This window comes from Allotamlana fucoidanivorans (genome assembly GCF_045788535.1).
GTDB classification, from domain to species: Bacteria; Bacteroidota; Bacteroidia; order Flavobacteriales; family Flavobacteriaceae; genus Allotamlana; species Allotamlana fucoidanivorans.
Window position 1 is genome coordinate 24,267 of record NZ_CP074074.1, and the last position, 20,422, is coordinate 44,688.

The 20,422-nt window shown below is 34.3% G+C and carries 17 protein-coding genes and 1 tRNA gene; 7 read left to right on the forward strand and 11 right to left on the reverse strand.

The features are described from left to right. Positions 1–181: 181 nt before the first annotated feature. Both KFZ70_RS00115 and KFZ70_RS00120 read left to right on the forward strand, forming a co-directional pair. The gene (locus KFZ70_RS00115) at positions 182–820 is read left to right on the forward strand and encodes an MOSC domain-containing protein (RefSeq protein WP_139697895.1); all 639 of its coding nucleotides are present in this window, start codon (positions 182–184) and stop codon (positions 818–820) included. A gap of 39 nt (positions 821–859) precedes the next feature. Next, complete coding sequence (locus KFZ70_RS00120) at positions 860–2,101, forward strand: DEAD/DEAH box helicase (protein WP_139697897.1); 1,242 nt, start codon at positions 860–862, stop codon at positions 2,099–2,101. A gap of 35 nt (positions 2,102–2,136) precedes the next feature. On the opposite strand, the gene KFZ70_RS00125 is transcribed toward KFZ70_RS00120, so the two are convergent. Continuing rightward, entirely contained in the window at positions 2,137–2,763 is a 627-nt protein-coding gene (locus tag KFZ70_RS00125; RefSeq protein ID WP_233244065.1) for a M15 family metallopeptidase, read from the reverse strand. Between the two features lie 78 nt (positions 2,764–2,841). On the opposite strand from KFZ70_RS00125, the gene KFZ70_RS00130 reads away from it, so the two are divergent. From KFZ70_RS00130 to KFZ70_RS00140, 3 genes are all read left to right on the forward strand, one after another. Then, positions 2,842–3,435 (forward strand): alpha-ketoglutarate-dependent dioxygenase AlkB, encoded by a 594-nt coding sequence (locus KFZ70_RS00130; protein WP_139697901.1) that lies wholly within the window; start codon positions 2,842–2,844, stop codon positions 3,433–3,435. A 506-nt stretch (positions 3,436–3,941) separates the two neighbouring features. Next, the gene (locus tag KFZ70_RS00135; protein WP_139697903.1) at positions 3,942–5,246 is read left to right on the forward strand and encodes a DUF819 domain-containing protein; all 1,305 of its coding nucleotides are present in this window, start codon (positions 3,942–3,944) and stop codon (positions 5,244–5,246) included. Positions 5,247–5,296: 50 nt separating this feature from the next. Beyond that, positions 5,297–5,992: a DUF4369 domain-containing protein gene (locus tag KFZ70_RS00140; RefSeq protein WP_139697905.1), complete on the forward strand. Its 696-nt coding sequence runs from the start codon at positions 5,297–5,299 to the stop codon at positions 5,990–5,992. A 111-nt stretch (positions 5,993–6,103) separates the two neighbouring features. On the opposite strand, the gene KFZ70_RS00145 is transcribed toward KFZ70_RS00140, so the two are convergent. The 5 genes from KFZ70_RS00145 to idi form a co-directional block, all read right to left on the reverse strand. Further along, a tRNA-Thr gene (locus KFZ70_RS00145) sits at positions 6,104–6,177 on the reverse strand. 61 nt (positions 6,178–6,238) lie between these two features. Next, positions 6,239–6,508, reverse strand: a complete 270-nt coding sequence (locus KFZ70_RS00150) for a hypothetical protein (protein WP_139697907.1) — start codon at positions 6,506–6,508, stop codon at positions 6,239–6,241. A 27-nt stretch (positions 6,509–6,535) separates the two neighbouring features. Then, positions 6,536–7,522: a type I phosphomannose isomerase catalytic subunit gene (locus KFZ70_RS00155; protein WP_139697909.1), complete on the reverse strand. Its 987-nt coding sequence runs from the start codon at positions 7,520–7,522 to the stop codon at positions 6,536–6,538. Continuing rightward, entirely contained in the window at positions 7,509–7,919 is a 411-nt protein-coding gene (locus tag KFZ70_RS00160) for a 6-carboxytetrahydropterin synthase (protein ID WP_139697910.1), read from the reverse strand. Before KFZ70_RS00160 ends, KFZ70_RS00155 begins: the two co-directional genes overlap by 14 nt. Next, positions 7,916–8,440, reverse strand: a complete 525-nt coding sequence (gene idi, locus KFZ70_RS00165; RefSeq protein WP_139697911.1) for an isopentenyl-diphosphate Delta-isomerase — start codon at positions 8,438–8,440, stop codon at positions 7,916–7,918. The genes KFZ70_RS00160 and idi overlap by 4 nt, the downstream gene beginning before the upstream one ends. 128 nt (positions 8,441–8,568) lie before the next feature. Between idi and KFZ70_RS00170 the strand changes: the two genes are divergently transcribed. Both KFZ70_RS00170 and KFZ70_RS00175 read left to right on the forward strand, forming a co-directional pair. Further along, positions 8,569–10,158, forward strand: coding sequence for a peptide chain release factor 3 (locus tag KFZ70_RS00170; protein ID WP_139697912.1), 1,590 nt, complete (start codon positions 8,569–8,571; stop codon positions 10,156–10,158). A 101-nt stretch (positions 10,159–10,259) separates the two neighbouring features. Continuing rightward, entirely contained in the window at positions 10,260–10,490 is a 231-nt protein-coding gene (locus KFZ70_RS00175; protein WP_139697913.1) for a (4Fe-4S)-binding protein, read from the forward strand. Between the two features lie 144 nt (positions 10,491–10,634). On the opposite strand, the gene KFZ70_RS00180 is transcribed toward KFZ70_RS00175, so the two are convergent. The 5 genes from KFZ70_RS00180 to rplJ form a co-directional block, all read right to left on the reverse strand. After that, positions 10,635–10,952: a DUF3467 domain-containing protein gene (locus tag KFZ70_RS00180; protein ID WP_139697966.1), complete on the reverse strand. Its 318-nt coding sequence runs from the start codon at positions 10,950–10,952 to the stop codon at positions 10,635–10,637. A gap of 143 nt (positions 10,953–11,095) precedes the next feature. After that, the gene (gene rpoC, locus KFZ70_RS00185) at positions 11,096–15,397 is read right to left on the reverse strand and encodes a DNA-directed RNA polymerase subunit beta' (protein WP_139697914.1); all 4,302 of its coding nucleotides are present in this window, start codon (positions 15,395–15,397) and stop codon (positions 11,096–11,098) included. 31 nt (positions 15,398–15,428) lie between these two features. Further along, positions 15,429–19,241 carry a DNA-directed RNA polymerase subunit beta gene (gene rpoB, locus KFZ70_RS00190; protein WP_139697915.1) on the reverse strand — a complete coding sequence of 1,271 codons (3,813 nt, stop codon included), beginning with the start codon at positions 19,239–19,241 and terminating at the stop codon, positions 15,429–15,431. Between the two features lie 195 nt (positions 19,242–19,436). Beyond that, positions 19,437–19,814 carry a 50S ribosomal protein L7/L12 gene (gene rplL / locus KFZ70_RS00195; RefSeq protein WP_139697916.1) on the reverse strand — a complete coding sequence of 126 codons (378 nt, stop codon included), beginning with the start codon at positions 19,812–19,814 and terminating at the stop codon, positions 19,437–19,439. A 68-nt stretch (positions 19,815–19,882) separates the two neighbouring features. Beyond that, on the reverse strand, positions 19,883–20,404 hold the full coding sequence (gene rplJ / locus KFZ70_RS00200; RefSeq protein ID WP_139697917.1) for a 50S ribosomal protein L10: 522 nt from the start codon (positions 20,402–20,404) through the stop codon (positions 19,883–19,885). Between the last annotated feature and the right edge of the window lie 18 nt (positions 20,405–20,422).

The window sequence follows — 20,422 nt, forward strand, 5'->3', positions numbered from 1 at the left end:
GTCATATTTCTATAAATGCTAAATATTTTAACAATTCAATAATTTTTTAGTTGTAAACAGCTATTATGGTTCCTTTTATCTTTCTACTGAAATTACATGTAAAAATGTTTACTTTTGAATGAAATCACATGAAGAAATAGAAATAATACCGACGGAACTTTTTTAACATTTAAATAAACATATGAAAGTAATATCAACCAATCTCGCTAACCCCACATCTATAGTATGGCAAGGCCAAGAAGTTACTACAGGAATATATAAAAAACCAAGCTTAAAGCCTATTCTACTTGGTAAAGAAGGCGTTTTAAGTGACGAAGTATCTGATAAAAAAGTACATGGCGGTACGTTTAAAGCTTGTTATTTATTTTCTGAATTGCACTATACATATTGGGAAAAACAGTATCCAGATTTAGAATGGGATTATGGCATGTTTGGTGAAAATTTAACTATTTCTAACCTTGATGAGTCCAAAATTCACGTTGGTGATATTTATAAATTAGGGCAAGCCATAGTGGAGATTACCCAGCCTAGAGAGCCTTGCTTTAAATTGGCCTACAAATTTGGGACTATTGAGATTATAGAACAATTCATTCATTATGGCTATTCAGGAACCTATGTACGCATCTTGGAAGAAGGGCTTGTTAAAGTAGGTGATACTCTAAAATTAGTAAAAAAAGCAAAAAACAGTATTTCAACTAAAGACCTTTTTGAACTTATTTTCGCCAAAAACAAAAATCAGGAACTATTACAAAAAGTGATTGATAACGAAGCGCTTCCTTTAAAAAAACGACATAAATTGAAAACATTTATAACCCCTTGATGCCATGCTTTGTTATATCTTTGCATCAAATTCATATTAATGTCATTTAAAGACTTACAATTAAGAAAACCGTTATTAAGAGCAGTTGCAGAAACAGGTTATGATTCCCCTACACGGGTTCAGGAAAAAACCATCCCTTATGTTTTAGAAAAACGAGATGTTATTGTTTCTGCCCAAACAGGAACTGGTAAAACAGCCGCCTTTGCACTCCCTATTTTACAGTTATTACTTGACAAGCAAGATGCTCCTAAAAAAGGAAAAACTATCAAAGCACTCATTGTGAGTCCTACCAGAGAATTAGCACTTCAAATTCAAGATAATTTTAAAACCTACAGTACCTATACCAATTTAAGAACTACTGTGATTTATGGAGGCGTTTCTATTGATCCTCAAAAGGACGTATTAAATAAAGGTATTGATATTTTAATTGCTACACCAGGAAGGCTTTTAGATTTGCATAAACAAGATGTAGTTAATCTGGACTATGTGGAGATTTTGGTTTTGGACGAAGCCGATTTAATGCTAGATATGGGCTTTCTTGATGATGTTAAAAAAATTGAACGCTTATGTACACGTGAGAAACAAATTCTCTTATTTTCTGCTACCATTCCCTATAAAGTAGAACAGTTGGCCAATAGCATACTACACGACCCTAAACGTATTGAAGTAGCGCAAAATTCATCTACCGCTTCAAATGTAGACCAATTTCTCTATTATGTACCTAAACGCAACAAAATAGAATTATGTTTGCATCTGCTAAGAAACACCATAAATGGGCGTATTATAATATTCAGACGAACTAAATTTGGTGTAGATAAACTTGAAAAAACGTTAGTAAAAAACGGGTATAAAGTTGACAGTATTCACGGAGATAAAAGTCAAACCGCAAGACAAGAAGCTCTCAATCGTTTTAAAGATGGTGCCACGAATATTTTAATTGCTACAGATGTTGCGGCACGCGGTATTGATATTAATAATTTAGATGCTGTTATAAATTTCGATTTACCTAATATTCCTGAAACCTATGTGCATAGAATAGGTAGGACCGCAAGAGCCGGAAATTCTGGACTTGCTGTATCCCTTTGTTCTGCTGATGAAAAAAGCTATATTAAATCTATACAACAACTTATTCAATTACACCTAGATGTTATTGATGAACATCCTTACCCTTTAAATCCAAAGGAAAAACCCATAATTCATAAATCCAAAAAAACAGGTAGTCAACATAAAAAAGGGCGAAAAAGTCAAGCTTCAAAAAAGAAAAAGAAGCGTTGGTACTAACGCTTTAATCTATCTAAAAGAATATTGACTAGTATTTATTTTATAGGAAAATCAAAAAAGGTATATGGAAAAGGTTCGCCTATTAACGTAAAATGCCACCATTCTTTCGGATAGTTTCTAAAACCATGCTTTAACATGGCATGTTGTAATAATACTCTATTTGCTTTTTGCTGTGTCGTAATACCTTTATAATTACCCCAAGACTCTTCTCCAAAAAAATCATAGGTACTCCCCATATCCAATAGTTCTCCAGTATTACCATCAATTATAGTTAAATCAACCGTACTGCCCTTGCTGTGTCCAGACCTACTAGCAATATATTCAAACTTAAACAAATTCGCCTTGGCCACATCTGGATAAAAAGAAGGCTTAGTTAAAGTATCATTCAATTTTTTTGCCCATCTAATAAAATGATTTACAGCGCGCTGTGGTCTATAGCCATCATAAACCAACAAACATAAATTTCTATCTTGCAAGTACTGTTGAACCAAAAACAAAGCTTTGGCCGCGTGCTCCGTTAAAATCAAGCGATTTGTTTCGTAACCATCAATTGAGGTTCCAACAAAATTATTTTTTCCATGATATCTTAAATCAACATCTAAATCAGGAATAACATCTTTAACATATACAAAACCTTCAGGTAACTGTGCATGTAATTGCATTAAAAAAAAACATAGTATTGTAAGAAAAGAGTATTTCATTAAAACTTGAATTTTCCGTAAATTAAGAAACAAAAGTATATGCTTTTAAAGTCTCCTACAAATTTAAACCTAAAAGATGCGAATGTAAGTTATTACCCTAAGTTTTTAAACCAAAGGGAGGCCGATGCTTATTTTCTATCCCTGCTAAAAAACATAAAATGGCAACATGATGTTATTAAGTTCTTTGGCAAAACCTATGAACAACCAAGACTAACCTCATTTTTTGCTAATAATGGTAAAGCGTATTGTTACAGTAACATCACTATGCAACCTCATAGGTTTACTAAAGATTTATTAAAAATAAAATCTCGTATTGAAAGCCAGTTTAATGTTATCTTTACAAGCTGCCTGGCAAATCTTTACAGAAATGGTTCTGACAGTAATGGTTGGCATGCCGACAACGAAAAAGAACTAGGATTAAATCCTATTATTGCTTCTATTTCATTGGGGACAGCACGTGTTTTTCAATTAAAACATAAAAAGAATAATCTTTTAAAATCTAAAATTGTTCTTGAGCACGGTAGTCTTTTACTAATGCAAGGAGAAACCCAAAGTAACTGGCTTCATCAAATTCCTAAAACAAGAAAGATAATAGGAAAACGGATTAATTTAACCTTTAGATACATTGCATAAAAAAAACCGAGTTCCCTCAAACTCGGCTTTCTTTCAATTTGCTTTTTATATTATGATGCTAGATTTGGGGTCTCCATTTCAACAACATAATGCAAATATTAATTAATTAATCCATTGAACTAAAAAGTGTGTTATTTAGTACACTTCAAATATACAACTACAAAAGATATAAAAACGTTTAAAAACACATATATTCGACGAAATACATCTTTTTTTAACAATTAAAGTCAAAACAACGTATTTCACCGATAAAAAACATATAATCATGTGATTCCTGAACTAAAAACAACCAACGGATTAAGGTTAAAACATAAAAAAACACCTTGAAAACAAGGTGTTTTTTCTCTAACTAACCAACCAAAAATATGAATTACAATTCTTAAGTTTAAAGTAACCACTCAATAAACTTAACTGCGAATGTAACTGTATTTATAAACGCAACATTCATGCCAAAACAATAATAATTCGTATTATTTTTAATATATTTCAGTCTACAAAAAAATATAATGAATACACCACCTATTTTCACGGAAGACACCATTGTTTTTGGATGTCTCATGTTAGCATTAGGATTTGTTTTCTATACATCTTCTAGTTCAAAACCATTTTGGATTAAATTCTATAAATATATACCCGCATTATTAATGGCTTATATGCTACCTGGTGCTTTAACTACCTTTGGGATCATTGCTCCTAAGTGGATTACCACTGATACTACAGGTGTAATGGTTGAACACCATTCACAAATATATTATATGGCAAGTCGATTTCTTTTGCCTGCCGCCTTAGTACTCATGACCTTAAGTATAGACTTAAAAGCCATCTTCAACCTTGGTCCTAAAGCGCTTATAATGTTTTTAACAGGAACGGTGGGTGTCATTATAGGAGGTCCCATTGCTATTTTACTCACCTCAATAGTGTCTCCTGAAACTGTTGGTGGCGTTGGTCCTGACGCTGTTTGGCGTGGATTAGCCACATTAGCTGGAAGTTGGATTGGAGGTGGCGCAAACCAAGCTGCCATGTTAGAAATATATGGATACAATACAGATAATTATGCAGGTATGGTTATTGTAGACATTGTGGTGGCTAATATATGGATGGCCATTCTTTTACTTGGTATTGGAAAATCTGATAAAATTGATAACTGGTTAAAAGCAGATAATAGCGCTATTGAAGTTTTAAAAGAACGTGTATCAACTTATGCAGACAAAATTTCAAGAAATCCAACCTTATCTGATTATATGATTATACTCGGTCTTGCTTTTACAGCTGTTGGCCTTGCTCATTTTGGTGCCAATGTAGTATCAGATTTTTTAAAAAATAATTTTGACGTCATAAGGGATAAAACATCTGCCATGTCATCATTTGGATCGCAATTTTTCTGGATGATTACTATTGCTACCGTTATGGGTATTGTACTGTCTTTTACAAAATTTAAGTCTTATGAAGGGGCTGGAGCTAGTAAAATAGGAAGTATTTTTATTTACATTTTAGTAGCCAGTATTGGTATGAAAATGGATTTAACAACCATTTCCGAAAATCCAGGTCTTATTGTTGTTGGTCTCATTTGGATGGCTATTCATGTTAGTCTTCTCTTTCTAGTAGCGAAAATAATCAGAGCCCCATATTTTTTCCTAGCAGTAGGAAGCAAGGCTAATATTGGAGGTGCGGCCTCTGCTCCAGTGGTTGCGGCTGCGTTTCACCCTTCATTAGCTACTGTAGGTGTGTTGCTAGCAGTATTTGGTTATGTGGTGGGAACCTATGGTGCTATGCTTTGCGCCGAGTTAATGAAAATTGCAGCCATGAGTTAGTTTTTATATAATAATTATAAGATATTTGCCCTCCAAAATATAATATACCCATGAAACATATTTTTATTCTTATTATGGTGCTATTAGCCGTGGCATGTGCAAAAGATCAAAAAGATTTAGTTGTAAAAGCAAACATAGATGGCTTAAAAAAGGGCACTCTTTACCTTAAAAAAATAGAAGACACCACACTAATCACTGTAGATTCTGTTTCCGTAAATGGTCAGTCTCTTGTTGAACTAAATAGCGATTTAGAATCACCTGAAGTGTTTTTTCTCTATCTAGACAAGAATAGTAAGAACGAAGATAGAATTACCTTTTTTGCAGATAAAGGTATTACTGAAATAAATACCTCTTTAAAAAACTTTGTTTTTGATGCCCAGATAAAAGGTTCTGCTCAACAAAAGGTTCTGGAAGACTATCAAACCATGGTTTCAAAAATAAACAACCGAAACTTAGAAATTATAAAAGAAAAATTTGAAGCTTATAAAACAGGGGATTCTTTAAAACTTATAAAACTTGAAAAAGAGGAAAAAAATGCACTCAAACGAAAATATCTATTCACTGTTAATTACGCCCTTACTCATAAAAATAGTGAAGTAGCCCCTTATTTGGCTTTATCTGAAATTTACAATGCCAGATTAGATTTATTAAACACCATAAATAAATCACTTACGCCCGAAGTTAAGGCATCTAAATATGGAAAAGAATTAAACCAGTTCATAATAGAGATTAAAAAAGAAAACTAAGTAATAAAAGATTCAAAATAAAAAAATAGGCTATCAAACAAAACTGATAGCCTATTTTTTTTAAGGTTTGGATACAAAAAAAGCCTCATACCTATGAAGCTTTTTTTATTGAGCCGATAGAGGGACTCGAACCCACGACCTGCTGATTACAAATCAGCTGCTCTAGCCAGCTGAGCTATATCGGCTTTTTTAACGGGTGCAAATATAAACGCAAATTTTATATATCCAAACAACCCGATGAAAAATTTACCCTAGATTATTAACTTTTTCTATTAAAGCCCTTCCCTTTTTTTCAAGTTCGTTATTTATCGCTTTAAAATGAGCTTTAGGATTATCAATATTCTTAGCATTAACCTTAGCTATTAAGGCATCAAAGGTTTCTATAGCCTCATCAATAATAGCTTCACTTTCTTTGGTATCTTTATCTGTATTTTCATATTCCCAAACATAAACCGCCTCAATGATGTCTCCTAAAACATAATTGATATCTTTTTTTAATTCTCTAACATTTGCCATAATTTCTTATTTTATTTGTCTACAAAATTACACATAAACTTCTAATAGGGTGGCCTTTTTTGCATTAATTTCATACGATTTAATAGCGGCTGGTAATAGCAATGTTTCTCCTTTTACTAATTGCTCAGTGACCCCATTTGCCGTAATACTAACCTCTCCATCAACACATATATATATTATGAACGAATCTTTTTGATTCATTCTTTTCTGATTAGTATTTACACTTAAATAATTGGTTGTAAAGTAAGGACAAGTCACCATTTCATTTGATACGTTCATCTCTTTAGAATACGATACTCTAAAATTATCGGGCATATCAAAATCAAAAGCATCGATAGCCAAATCATTATGCAATTCTCTTTCATTACCATCAGCATCCACCCGATCCCAATCATAAACCCTATAGGTTATATCACTGGTTTGCTGAATTTCTGCTACCATAACTCCTGCACCTATGGCATGAACGCGCCCCACTTCAATAAAATAGGTATCTCCTTCTTTGACGGTATCAACATTTAGTATATCTGGTAAGGTCTTGTACTTAAGATGTTCTAAGTATTTTTCTTTAGTCATTTCTTGATTAAAGCCCACTATTAAATTAGCGTCCTCATCGGCTTGCATCACATACCACATTTCGGTTTTTCCAAATGAATTATGGCGTTCGGCAGCTAATTGGTCATTAGGATGTAATTGAATGGACAAATCTTCTTTAGCATCAATAAACTTTATTAAAAGAGGAAACTTGTTTTTAAAAACTTTTTGATTCTGTATTCCAAGTAAATCAGCTCCATAGTTTACTAATAACTCCTTTAAAGATCGTCCTTTTAACGCCCCATTTGACACTATAGATGTGTCTCCTTCTACATCACTAATTTCCCAACTTTCACCAACATTAAGGCCATCAGAGCCTTTACTCAAAATATCCCTAAGTTTGGTTCCTCCCCAAATTTTGTCTTTTAAAATGGGATAAAACTTCAAAGGATATAATCCTACATTTGCTTTATTTTCCTGCATAACTTACAAAATTTCTAGGGGTTTCATATAGTGTTATTTCTAAATCTAGCTCTGGCTCAATTTTTGGTTTAATCTTGTTATAGATAACCACCGCAATGTTTTCAGCCGTTGGATTTAAGTCTTTAAATTCTGGTACTTCAAGATTAAAGTTTTTATGGTCAAAAGCATCTTCAACTTCCTGTTTAATTATGTCCTTTAAAACTTTCATATCAATAACATAACCAGTTTCCTTATCAATTTCACCAGTTATACTAACAATGAGTTCATAATTATGACCATGAAAATTGGGATTATTACATTTACCAAACACATTTTGGTTTTTATCAAAGTCCCAATCTTTTCTATATAAACGATGCGCTGCATTAAAATGTGCCTTTCTACTAACTTTTACCTTCATCTGTTCACGTTTATATATTCGTAAAATTTTTCGAAAATCACCTTAAACCAAGCCGTATAGTTTTCGGGGTGAACTTTAATATCGCTTTTTACAGCTTCCAAAGGCATCCATTTCCAATTGGCCACTTCTTCTGGGTTTATATTTGGTTTGCCATTAAAATTACCAAGCAATATATGGTCTAATTCATGTTCGGTTAGTCCATTATCAAAAGGCGCTTTGTAAATGAATGAAACAGTTTCAGACAGATCGACAACAAATCCCATTTCTTCCTGCAATCTTCGCTTACCTGCTTCTATATTGCTCTCTCCGTCCCTTTGATGGCTGCAACACGTATTTGTCCATAACCCTGGAGAATGGTACTTTTCAAGGGAACGCTGTTGCAACATCAGCTCATTCTTGTCATTAAAAATAAACACTGAAAATGCACGATGTAGTAACGCTTTTTCATGGGCTTCCATTTTTGGCATTAACCCAATTTTTTCATCGTTCTCGTTTACTAAAATTACTTTTTCTTCCTCCATACACTAACAAAAATACCAAGTTAATTTAGAAATCGGTACTTTCTAAATAGAAAATTAAAATGACGTCATAACTTATATTTCTAATGCACAAGAAATAGTATCTTTGCAACCCATTTACCCAAAGATTTATGAGTTTTTTAAAAGAGATACAACGCAGACGTACATTTGGAATTATATCACACCCTGATGCTGGTAAAACAACCCTAACAGAAAAACTGCTACTATTTGGTGGCGCAATTCAAGAAGCGGGTGCCGTAAAAAGTAATAAGATTAAAAAGGGGGCCACTAGTGACTTTATGGAAATTGAACGTCAGCGCGGAATTTCTGTAGCCACTTCTGTATTGGCTTTTGAATACAACGCTATAAAAATCAATATTTTAGACACACCTGGACATAAAGATTTTGCTGAAGATACCTTTAGAACACTTACCGCTGTTGACAGTGTTATTGTGGTTATAGATGTTGCCAAGGGTGTTGAGGAACAAACTGAAAAACTAGTAGAAGTTTGTAGAATGCGAAATATTCCTATGATTGTATTCATCAATAAATTAGACAGAGAAGGTAAAGATGCCTTTGATTTGTTAGATGAAGTAGAGCAAAAACTAGGACTTAAAGTAACCCCTTTGAGCTTTCCAATAGGCATGGGATATGACTTTAAAGGGATTTATAATATTTGGGAAAAGAATGTAAATCTTTTTAGTGGAGACAGCAGAAAAAATATAGAAGAAACCGTTGAAATATCAGATTTATCATCTTCTGAACTAGATAAATTAGTTGGAGAAGATTCTGCTAATACCTTACGAGAAGAAATTGAATTGGTAGAGGGTATTTACCCAAGTTTTGATAAAGCAGCCTATTTAGAAGGTAATTTACAACCTGTATTTTTTGGTTCGGCGTTAAATAATTTTGGAGTACGCGAATTATTAGATTGTTTTATAGAGATTGCTCCCCAGCCAAGGGCAAAGCAAAGTGAAGAACGTTTAGTAAAACCTGATGAAGATAAATTTAGTGGCTTTGTTTTTAAAATACATGCTAATATGGATCCTAATCATAGAAACAGATTAGCCTTTGTTAAAATTGTATCTGGTGAATTTAAACGTAACTCTCCCTATCTACATGTACGTCACAATAAAAAATTAAAATTCTCAAGTCCAAATGCTTTTTTTGCTGAAAAAAAGGAAATAGTTGATATCTCCTACCCTGGTGATATTGTTGGCTTACAAGATACAGGAACCTTTAAAATAGGTGATACATTAACCGAGGGAGAAGTATTGAACTATAAAGGTATACCAAGTTTCTCACCTGAACATTTTAGATATATCAATAATGCAGACCCTTTAAAATCTAAACAACTCAATAAGGGTATAGATCAATTGATGGATGAAGGTGTAGCACAGTTATTTACTTTAGAGCTAAATGGACGAAAAGTAATAGGTACTGTTGGTGCACTACAATATGAAGTTATTCAATATAGATTAGAACATGAATATGGCGCTAAATGTACCTACGAAAACCTAAATGTTCATAAAGCCTGTTGGGTAGATCCTCATAATGCTAATTCTGAGGAATACAAAGAGTTTGTACGTGTAAAACAACGATTTTTAGCAAAAGACAAACGAAATCAGCTTGTGTTTTTAGCCGATTCTCCTTTTTCATTGCAAATGACGCAACAAAAATATCCAAATGTGAAACTACATTTTACGTCAGAATTTGAATAATTATCACACAAAATGCATTTAATCGTATTTTTAAGCATTTAATCGATAAAATTTATTATATTTAGACAATAGTTAAGTCATAACCCCAAAAATGATTAGCCATGGAAATTAATTCTAGAGAATTCCGTAACAAAGAAATTACAGTAACCTACAACCCTGTTTTATGTTGTTTATCAGGGATTTGTGCTAAAGAGCTTTCATCGGTTTTTAGAAATTCTGTAATCCCTTGGGTTGACATTGACGGGGCTACTAATGAAAAAATTATGAGCCAAGTCAAAAAATGCCCTTCGGGTGCTTTACAATGTTTTCGTAACAAAAAGAAAGTCGCTTAAAAAATAAACGCCAATAAATGATGACATTTATTGGCGTTTATTCTAGGCTTAACCTGTGGGACCAAAATTTAATGGAATTGGGGGTTGCTTCTGAAAATATTATGAACAACCTTTATAATCACAAATCAGTTTTACTAAAAAATTTTAAGCCTGACCGGTTGGCCCAAAATTCAAAGGAATTGGAGGTTGCTCGTAATCCTTAATTTCACCATGAGCATTTTCAAATCTAGCCACATTATCACCTAAAGCTTTTAATAAGCGCTTAGCATGTTGCGGTGTTAATATGATTCTAGATTTTACTTTATTTTTAGGAACCCCAGGCATAATATTTACAAAATCTACTACAAATTCTGAAACCGAATGATTTATAATTGCCAGATTTGAATAGGTGCCTTCGGCTACCTTTTCATCTAGTTCTATATTAATTTGTCCTTGTTTTGGTTGGTCTTTTTCGTCTGCCATAATATTGTTTGCTATTAAAAAAGCCTTCAAGTATAAAATATACATGAAGACTTTTTATTTTATAAGATGCTTCGACTTTGCTCAGCATAAATTCGACTAACAAGTCTCACTTCACCTTCAGCTCGTGAGACTTGAGTCCTCATTTAATTATAATTTAATTCTTGCTTTACCTGCATCATTTCATCGAACTCTTCTTTAGAGCCTACAATGATATCTGAGTAACTACGCATACCTGTACCTGCTGGTATTCTATGACCAACAATTACATTCTCCTTCAAGCCTTCTAAATCATCAACTTTACCAGCAACAGCAGCCTCATTAAGAACTTTTGTTGTTTCCTGGAACGATGCCGCAGAAATAAAAGACTTCGTTTGAAGGGATGCTCTTGTAATACCTTGAAGTATTGGTGTAGCAGTAGCTGGTTGCGCATCTCTAGCTTCAACAAGTTGCTTATCTTCTCTACGTAAAATAGAGTTCTCATCTCTTAACTGACGTAACGTAACAATTTGTCCTGCTTTTAGGTTAACAGAATCACCAGCATCTTCAACAACTTTCTTACCAAAAATTTCATCATTTTCTTTAATAAAATCGGCTTTATGCACCAATTGGTCTTCTAAGAAAATAGTATCACCAGAATCAATGATTCGAACTTTACGCATCATCTGTCTAACAACAACTTCAAAGTGCTTATCGTTGATTTTTACCCCTTGTAAACGATATACCTCTTGTACTTCATTTACCAAGTATTGCTGAACAGCTGAAGGTCCTTTAATATTTAAAATATCATTAGGCGTTACAGAGCCATCAGATAAAGGCATACCTGCTTTTACATAATCATTTTCCTGAACAAGAATTTGATTAGATAGTTTTACCAAATATTTCTTAACATCTCCTAATTTAGACTCTACAATAATCTCACGGTTACCACGCTTAATTTTTCCGAAAGATACCACACCATCAATAGCACTTACTACAGCTGGGTTAGATGGATTACGCGCCTCGAACAACTCCGTTACACGTGGAAGACCACCTGTAATATCACCTGCTTTTGCAGACTTACGAGGAATCTTCACTAAGATTTTTCCAACGTTAATCTTATCACCATCATCAATCATCAAGTGCGCTCCAACTGGTAAGTTGTAAGAACGTATAGTTTCTCCACTAGCATCTTCAATATGCAGCGTAGGAATAAGTTTTTTGTTTCTAGACTCCGATATTACTTTTTCTTGGAAACCAGTTTGCTCATCAATTTCAACTTGGTAAGTAACCCCTTGCTCAATGTTTTCATACTTTACTTTACCAGCAAACTCTGAAATAATTACACCGTTATAAGGATCCCATGTACAAACAACATCTCCTTTTGATAATTCTTGACCATTCTCAATAAAAATAGTTGAACCATAAGGAATATTGTTATTACTCAATACAATACCAGTCTTTTTATCTACAAGTTTAAGTTCAGATGTTCTAGAAATTACAATATCTATTTCATTTCCTTCAGAATCCTGACCTTTAACTGTTTTTAAATCTTCAATCTCTGCAATACCATCAAACTTAACCGCTAACTTATTATCTTCTGAAATGTTACCAGCAATACCACCCACGTGGAATGTACGTAATGTAAGCTGTGTACCTGGCTCACCAATAGATTGTGCTGCAACCACACCAACGGCTTCACCACGTTGCACCATTTTTCCGGTAGCCAAGTTACGTCCGTAACATTTAGCACAAATACCTTGTAACGCTTCACATGTTAAAGCAGAACGTACTTCAAGGCTTTCAATTGGAGATTCTTCAATAGCTTTAGCAATATCATCTTCAATCAATTGACCTGAAGATACTAATAACTCATCAGTTAATGGGTTATAAACATCATTTAAAGATACACGACCAACGATTCTTTCTTCTAAAGTCTCAACAATCTCATCATTCTTTTTCAATGGCTCAACTTCTACCCCTCTTAATGTACCACAATCTTCAGAATTAATAATAACATCCTGAGAAACATCTACAAGACGACGCGTTAAATACCCCGCATCGGCCGTCTTAAGAGCCGTATCTGCAAGACCTTTACGGGCACCGTGCGTAGAGATAAAGTATTCTAAAATAGAAAGCCCCTCTTTAAAGTTTGAAAGAATTGGGTTTTCAATAATCTCACCTCCTCCTGCATTAGATTTTTTAGGTTTCGCCATTAATCCACGCATACCTGTAAGCTGACGAATCTGCTCTTTCGATCCACGCGCTCCAGAATCAAGCATCATAAATACCGAGTTAAATCCTTGCTGATCTTCACGAATACGCTTCATAGACAACTCGGTCAATTCAGCATTAGTAGATGTCCAAATATCAATAACCTGATTATAACGCTCGTTATTTGTAATAAGCCCCATATTATAGTTACCCATAATACCATCAACTTGTTTATTGGCAGCGTCAATCATGTTTTGCTTTTCTGGTGGAATAATAATATCACCTAAACTGAATGATAATCCGCCTTGGAATGCAAACTTAAATCCTAATGTTCTAATGGCATCTAAGAAATCAGCTGTTTCAGGTACAGACGTTACTTTAAGGATGTCACCAATAATATCTCTTAAAGATTTTTTAGTTAATACCTTATTTATAAAACCAGCAGCCTGAGGCACATGTTGGTTGAACAACACACGTCCTACAGTGGTTTCAACAATCATTCTATCGAGCTTTCCATCTTCATTAATATCAATAGTTCTCACTTTGATACCCGCATTCAAATCAACACGTTTTTCGTTGAAAGCAATCTCCACCTCTTCAGGTGAATAGAATGTTAAGCCTTCTCCTTTAATTGGTAATTCTGGTGTAGACTTACGTTCTTTAGTCATATAATACAACCCAAGAACCATATCTTGAGAAGGTACCGTTACAGGAGAACCATTCGCTGGATTTAAGATATTATGAGAAGCCAACATTAATAACTGACACTCTAAAATAGCTTCTGGCCCTAATGGTAAATGTACCGCCATTTGGTCACCATCAAAATCGGCGTTAAATGCTGTACACACTAATGGGTGTAATTGAATCGCTTTCCCCTCAATTAATTTTGGTTGGAAGGCTTGAATACCCAAACGGTGTAACGTAGGCGCACGGTTTAGTAATACTGGATGTCCTTTAAGAACGTTTTCCAAAATATCCCAAACCACAGGCTCTCTTTTATCTATAATTTTCTTTGCAGATTTTACAGTTTTTACAATTCCTCTTTCTATTAATTTTCTAATAACGAAAGGTTTGTAAAGCTCTGCTGCCATATTTTTTGGCAATCCACACTCGTATAATTTCAATTCAGGACCAACAACAATTACAGAACGTGCAGAGTAATCAACACGCTTACCAAGTAAGTTTTGACGAAAACGCCCTTGCTTACCTTTAAGTGAATCTGATAATGATTTTAATGGTCTGTTAGAATCTGTTTTTACTGCTGAAGATTTACGTGTGTTATCAAACAACGAATCTACAGATTCTTGTAACATACGTTTTTCGTTACGTAAAATCACCTCAGGCGCTTTAATTTCTACCAATCGCTTTAAACGGTTGTTACGTATAATTACACGACGATATAAATCATTCAAATCTGAAGTGGCAAAACGACCACCATCAAGTGGTACTAACGGACGTAATTCTGGCGGAATGATTGGAATAACCTTCATAATCATCCACTCTGGTCTGTTTTCTCTATTTTGGTTAGACTCACGCAAAGACTCAACAACTTGTAAACGTTTTAAAGCTTCAGTTTTACGTTGTTTAGACGTTTCAGTATTAGCTTTATGACGTAACTCGTATGATAATGACTCTAAATCAATACGAGCCAATAAATCGATTAAACATTCAGCTCCCATTTTAGCAATAAACTTGTTAGGATCTGAATCGTCTAAATATTGGTTGTCTTGAGGAAGAGTTTCAGCAATATTTAAATACTCTTCTTCTGTTAAGAAATCCATTTTTTGTAATGGCTCTCCTTCTTCATTTTTAGCAATACCTGGCTGAATGACTACATAACGTTCGTAGTAAATAATCATATCTAATTTCTTAGATGGTAAGCCTAATAAATAACCAATTTTATTTGGTAATGAACGGAAATACCAAATGTGTGCAACAGGAACTACCAAGTTGATGTGCCCAACACGGTCACGACGCACTTTCTTTTCTGTTACTTCTACCCCACAACGATCACAAACAATACCCTTGTAACGGATTCTTTTATATTTACCACAAGCACACTCATAATCCTTTACAGGACCAAAAATACGCTCACAAAACAAACCATCGCGTTCTGGTTTGTGTGTACGATAATTAATAGTTTCTGGTTTCAAAACCTCACCTCTAGACTCAGCTAAAATAGATTCTGGCGATGCTAAACCAATGGAGATTTTATTAAATCTCTTTACTGTATTCTTATCTTGTTTTCTTGCCATAATATATGGTTGAAATGATTTTTTTAATTAACTACTCCTCTAATCTGATGTCTAACCCTAAACCTTTCAATTCATGCATTAATACATTGAAAGATTCTGGTAATCCTGGATCTGGCATTGGCTCACCTTTTACAATACTTTCGTATGTTTTAGCTCTACCAATAACATCATCAGATTTTACAGTTAAGATTTCACGTAAGGTACTTGATGCACCGTATGCTTCAAGTGCCCAAACTTCCATCTCACCAAAACGCTGACCACCAAACTGTGCTTTACCTCCAAGCGGTTGTTGCGTAATTAATGAGTAAGGTCCAATAGAACGTGCGTGCATTTTATCATCAACCATATGCCCTAATTTCAACATATAGATAACCCCTACTGTAGCGGGTTGATCAAAACGATCACCAGTTCCACCGTCATATAAGTAAGTATGACCGTATCTAGGAATTCCAGCTTCATCAGTTAAGGCATTAATTTGGTCTATATTTGCTCCATCAAAAATAGGAGTGGCATATTTACGACCTAAATTTTGACCTGCCCATCCTAGAACAGTTTCATAAATCTGACCGATATTCATACGTGATGGTACCCCTAGTGGATTCAATACAATATCAACTGGTGTTCCATCCTCCAAGAATGGCATATCTTCCTGACGAACGATACGTGCAACAATACCTTTGTTACCGTGACGTCCAGCCATCTTATCACCTACTTTAAGTTTACGTTTTTTAGCAATGTAAACTTTAGCTAGTTTAATAATTCCTGCTGGTAATTCATCTCCTACAGAAATGGTAAACTTCTCACGACGTAATGATCCTTGTAAGTCATTTTCCTTAATCTTGTAGTTATGAATTAAATCGGCAACTAATTGATTTGTATGCTCATCAGTGGTCCATTTTCCAGATACTAAATGCGCATAATCATCAACAGCATTTAACATTTTAAGTGTAAATTTCTTACCTTTTGGTAGTACTTCTTCACCTAAATCATTATAAATACCTTGTGCTGTTTTACCATTAACGATGTTAAATAATTTTTCAACTAAAACATCTTTAAGTTCATCAAATTTTCTGTCGTATTGTGCTTCTAGAGCTAAGATATCATCTTTATCCTGAGCTCTTTTACGTTTATCTTTAACCGCTCTAGCGAATAATTTTTTATCAATTACTACCCCATTTAATGATGGAGATGCTTTTAAAGAGGCATCTTTAACATCACCAGCTTTATCACCAAAAATAGCGCGTAATAACTTTTCTTCTGGTGTTGGATCTGATTCTCCTTTAGGCGTAATTTTACCAATTAAAATATCACCAGGCTTAACCTCGGCACCAATACGAATCATTCCGTTTTCATCAAGGTCTTTTGTAGCCTCTTCTGAAACGTTAGGGATATCATTAGTTAACTCTTCGTTTCCTAATTTTGTGTCTCTAACTTCTAATGAATATTCATCAATGTGGATAGAAGTAAAGATATCTTCACGAACCACTTTTTCAGAAATTACAATCGCATCCTCAAAGTTATAACCTTTCCAAGGCATGAAAGCCACTTTCATGTTTCTACCAAGAGCCAACTCACCTTGTTGCGTTGCATAACCTTCACAAAGCACTTGACCTTTAGTTACTGTATCACCTTTTTTAACAATAGGTTTTAAGTTGATAGAAGTCCCTTGATTGGTTTTTCTGAATTTTACTAATTGGTAAGTTTTAACATCACTATCAAAACTTACTTTAGCTTCATCTTCAGTACGTTCGTAACGTATCTTAATTTCATTAGCATCTACATAAAGTACTTCTCCTGCACCTTCAGCATTAATTAAAACTCTAGAATCAGAAGCGACTTGACGCTCTAAACCTGTTCCTACGATAGGTGCATCTACTCTTAATAATGGTACTGCCTGACGCATCATGTTTGATCCCATCAATGCACGGTTCGCATCATCATGCTCTAAGAACGGAATTAACGATGCTGAAATAGAAGAAATTTGGTTTGGTGCTACGTCTGTATAATGAATCTCTTTTGGATCTAATACAGGGAAATCCCCTTCCATACGAGCAATAACTTTCTCGTTTAAAATTTTACCATCTCCATCAACTTCAACAGTTGCCTGAGCAATTAATTTTTCTTCTTCTTCTTCTGCACTTAAGTAAATAGGATCATTTTTAATATCTACAACACCATCTTCTACTGGTCTATAAGGTGTTTCTATGAATCCCATAGTATTAACCTTTGCAAATACCGACAGAGAAGAGATCAAACCAATGTTTGGTCCCTCTGGTGTTTCAATAGGACATAAACGTCCGTAGTGCGTATAGTGAACGTCACGAACCTCGAACCCTGCTCTCTCACGAGATAAACCTCCAGGTCCTAAAGCCGATAAACGACGCTTATGTGTAATCTCTGCTAATGGATTAGTTTGATCCATAAACTGAGACAACTGGTTTGTACCAAAGAACGAGTTAATTACAGACGACAACGTTTTAGCGTTAATCAAATCTATAGGAGTAAATACCTCATTATCACGAACGTTCATACGCTCACGAATAGTACGTGCCATACGCGCTAAACCAACACCAAACTGTTGTGATAACTGCTCACCTACAGTACGTACACGACGGTTAGATAAGTGATCGATATCATCAATCTCTGCTTTGGAGTTGATAAGCTCGATTAAATATTTAATAATGGTAATGATATCTTCTTTAGTAAGCACTTGCTTATCCATTCCAATGTCAAGACCTAATTTTTTATTCATTCTATAACGTCCAACTTCTCCTAAAGAGTAACGTTGGTCACTAAAGAATAATTTATCTATAATACCACGTGCTGTTTCCTCATCTGGTGGCTCAGCATTACGTAATTGTCTATAGATATGTTCTACAGCTTCTTTTTCAGAGTTTGTTGGGTCTTTTTGAAGTGTATTATGTATAATGGCATAATCCCCTTGCTCGTTAGATTCTTTATGTAAAAGAATAGTCTTTACTTCTGCGTCAAGGATTTCCTCAATATTATCTTTATCTAAAATAGTATCACGGTCTAATACAATCTCATTACGTTCTATAGAAACTACCTCTCCAGTATCTTCATCAACGAAATCTTCATGCCATGTATTAAGAACACGTGCTGCTAATTTTCTACCTGTGTATTTTTTTAATCCAGACTTTGATACTTTAACCTCTTCGGCTAAGTCGAAAATCTCTAAGATATCTTTATCTCTTTCAAAACCGATAGCACGGAAAAGTGTGGTTACAGGTAACTTTTTCTTTCTATCGATGTAAGCATACATCACTTGGTTGATATCTGTAGCAAATTCAATCCAAGATCCTTTGAATGGAATAACCCTTGCTGAATATAATTTTGTTCCATTAGCATGGAAAGATTGACCAAAGAAAACCCCTGGTGAACGGTGTAACTGTGACACCACTACACGTTCTGCACCATTAATTACGAATGTACCACTAGGTGTCATGTAAGGAATGGTTCCTAAGTAAACATCTTGAACAATGGTTTCAAAATCTTCATGTTCAGGATCTGTACAATATAACTTTAATCTAGCTTTTAGCGGAACGCTGTAAGTTAATCCTCTTTCAATACACTCTTCAATGGCGTATCTTGGTGGATCTACAAAGTAATCTAAAAATTCTAATACGAATTGATTACGAGAATCTGTAATTGGAAAGTTTTCCATGAAGGTGTTATATAACCCTTCATCACCTCTTTCTTCAGATTTTGTTTCTAATTGGAAAAAATCCTGGAAGGACTTAATCTGAATATCCAAGAAATCTGGATATTCCGTTCTATTTACAATAGAAGAGAAATTTAATCTTTCAGCTTGTGTTGATAACATCAATGGACGGAATTTTGATTAAAAAATAATAATGTCAGTGCTTTTAAACACCGGTTAAACAGCCAATTTCATAGCATAATTAATGGCTGTTTTATGCAATTTTTTCAGGTATATGTTATATACGCAAAATGGTCTAGATCTTATCCCACGTTCTGTAGGACAGATCTAAACCTTTGTATTGTTGAGTAATTAAGCTTACTTAAGCTCAACCTCTGCTCCAGCCTCTTCTAACTGAGTTTTTAATGCTTCAGCTTCGTCTTTAGAAACTGCTTCTTTGATAGCGCTAGGTGCATCATCAACTAAACCTTTAGCTTCTTTTAATCCTAAACCAGTTAATTCTTTAACTAATTTTACTACAGCTAATTTAGATGCTCCAGCTGCTTTTAAGATAACATCAAATTCAGTTTGAGCTTCACCAGCATCATCACCACCAGCAGCAGGACCAGCAACAGCAACTGCAGCAGCAGCAGCAGGCTCGATACCATACTCATCTTTTAATATAGTTGCTAACTCATTTACTTCTTTTACAGTAAGGTTAACTAATTGTTCTGCGAAATCTTTTAAATCTGCCATTTTTCTATCGTTTTAATCGTGTTTTTTAATAATAATATAATTGTAATAAAGTGCGTACTTCTTTAAGACTATCCTTCTTTTTCAGATAGTGTTTTAATAAGTCCAGCAATTGTGTTTCCACCTGATTTAAGCGCTGATACCACATTCTTAGCAGGAGATTGAAGTAATCCAATAATTTCTCCTAGTAACTCTTCTTTAGACTTGATATCAACTAATGCGTCTAATTGTTCGTCACCAATGTAAACAGCTTCCTCAATAAATGCTCCTTTTAATAAAGGTTTTTCAGATTTCTTACGGAAATTCTTAATTAATTTTGCTGGTGCATTACCTGTTTCAGAATACATCACCGATGTATTTCCTTTTAAAACTGCAGGAAGTTCTCCAAATTCTTTATCTGAAGCTTCCATTGCTTTTGCAAGTAATGTATTTTTAACAACAGCCATTTTTACGTTTGCCTTAAAAGCAGCACGACGTAAATCTGAGGTAGCCCCTGCATTTAACCCAGAAATATCAGCTAAATAGATATTTGTGTTATTAGCTAATTCTGCAGTCAACTCCTCAATTACTTGTGATTTTTCTTCTCTTGTCATGATAAAAGTTTTAACTTA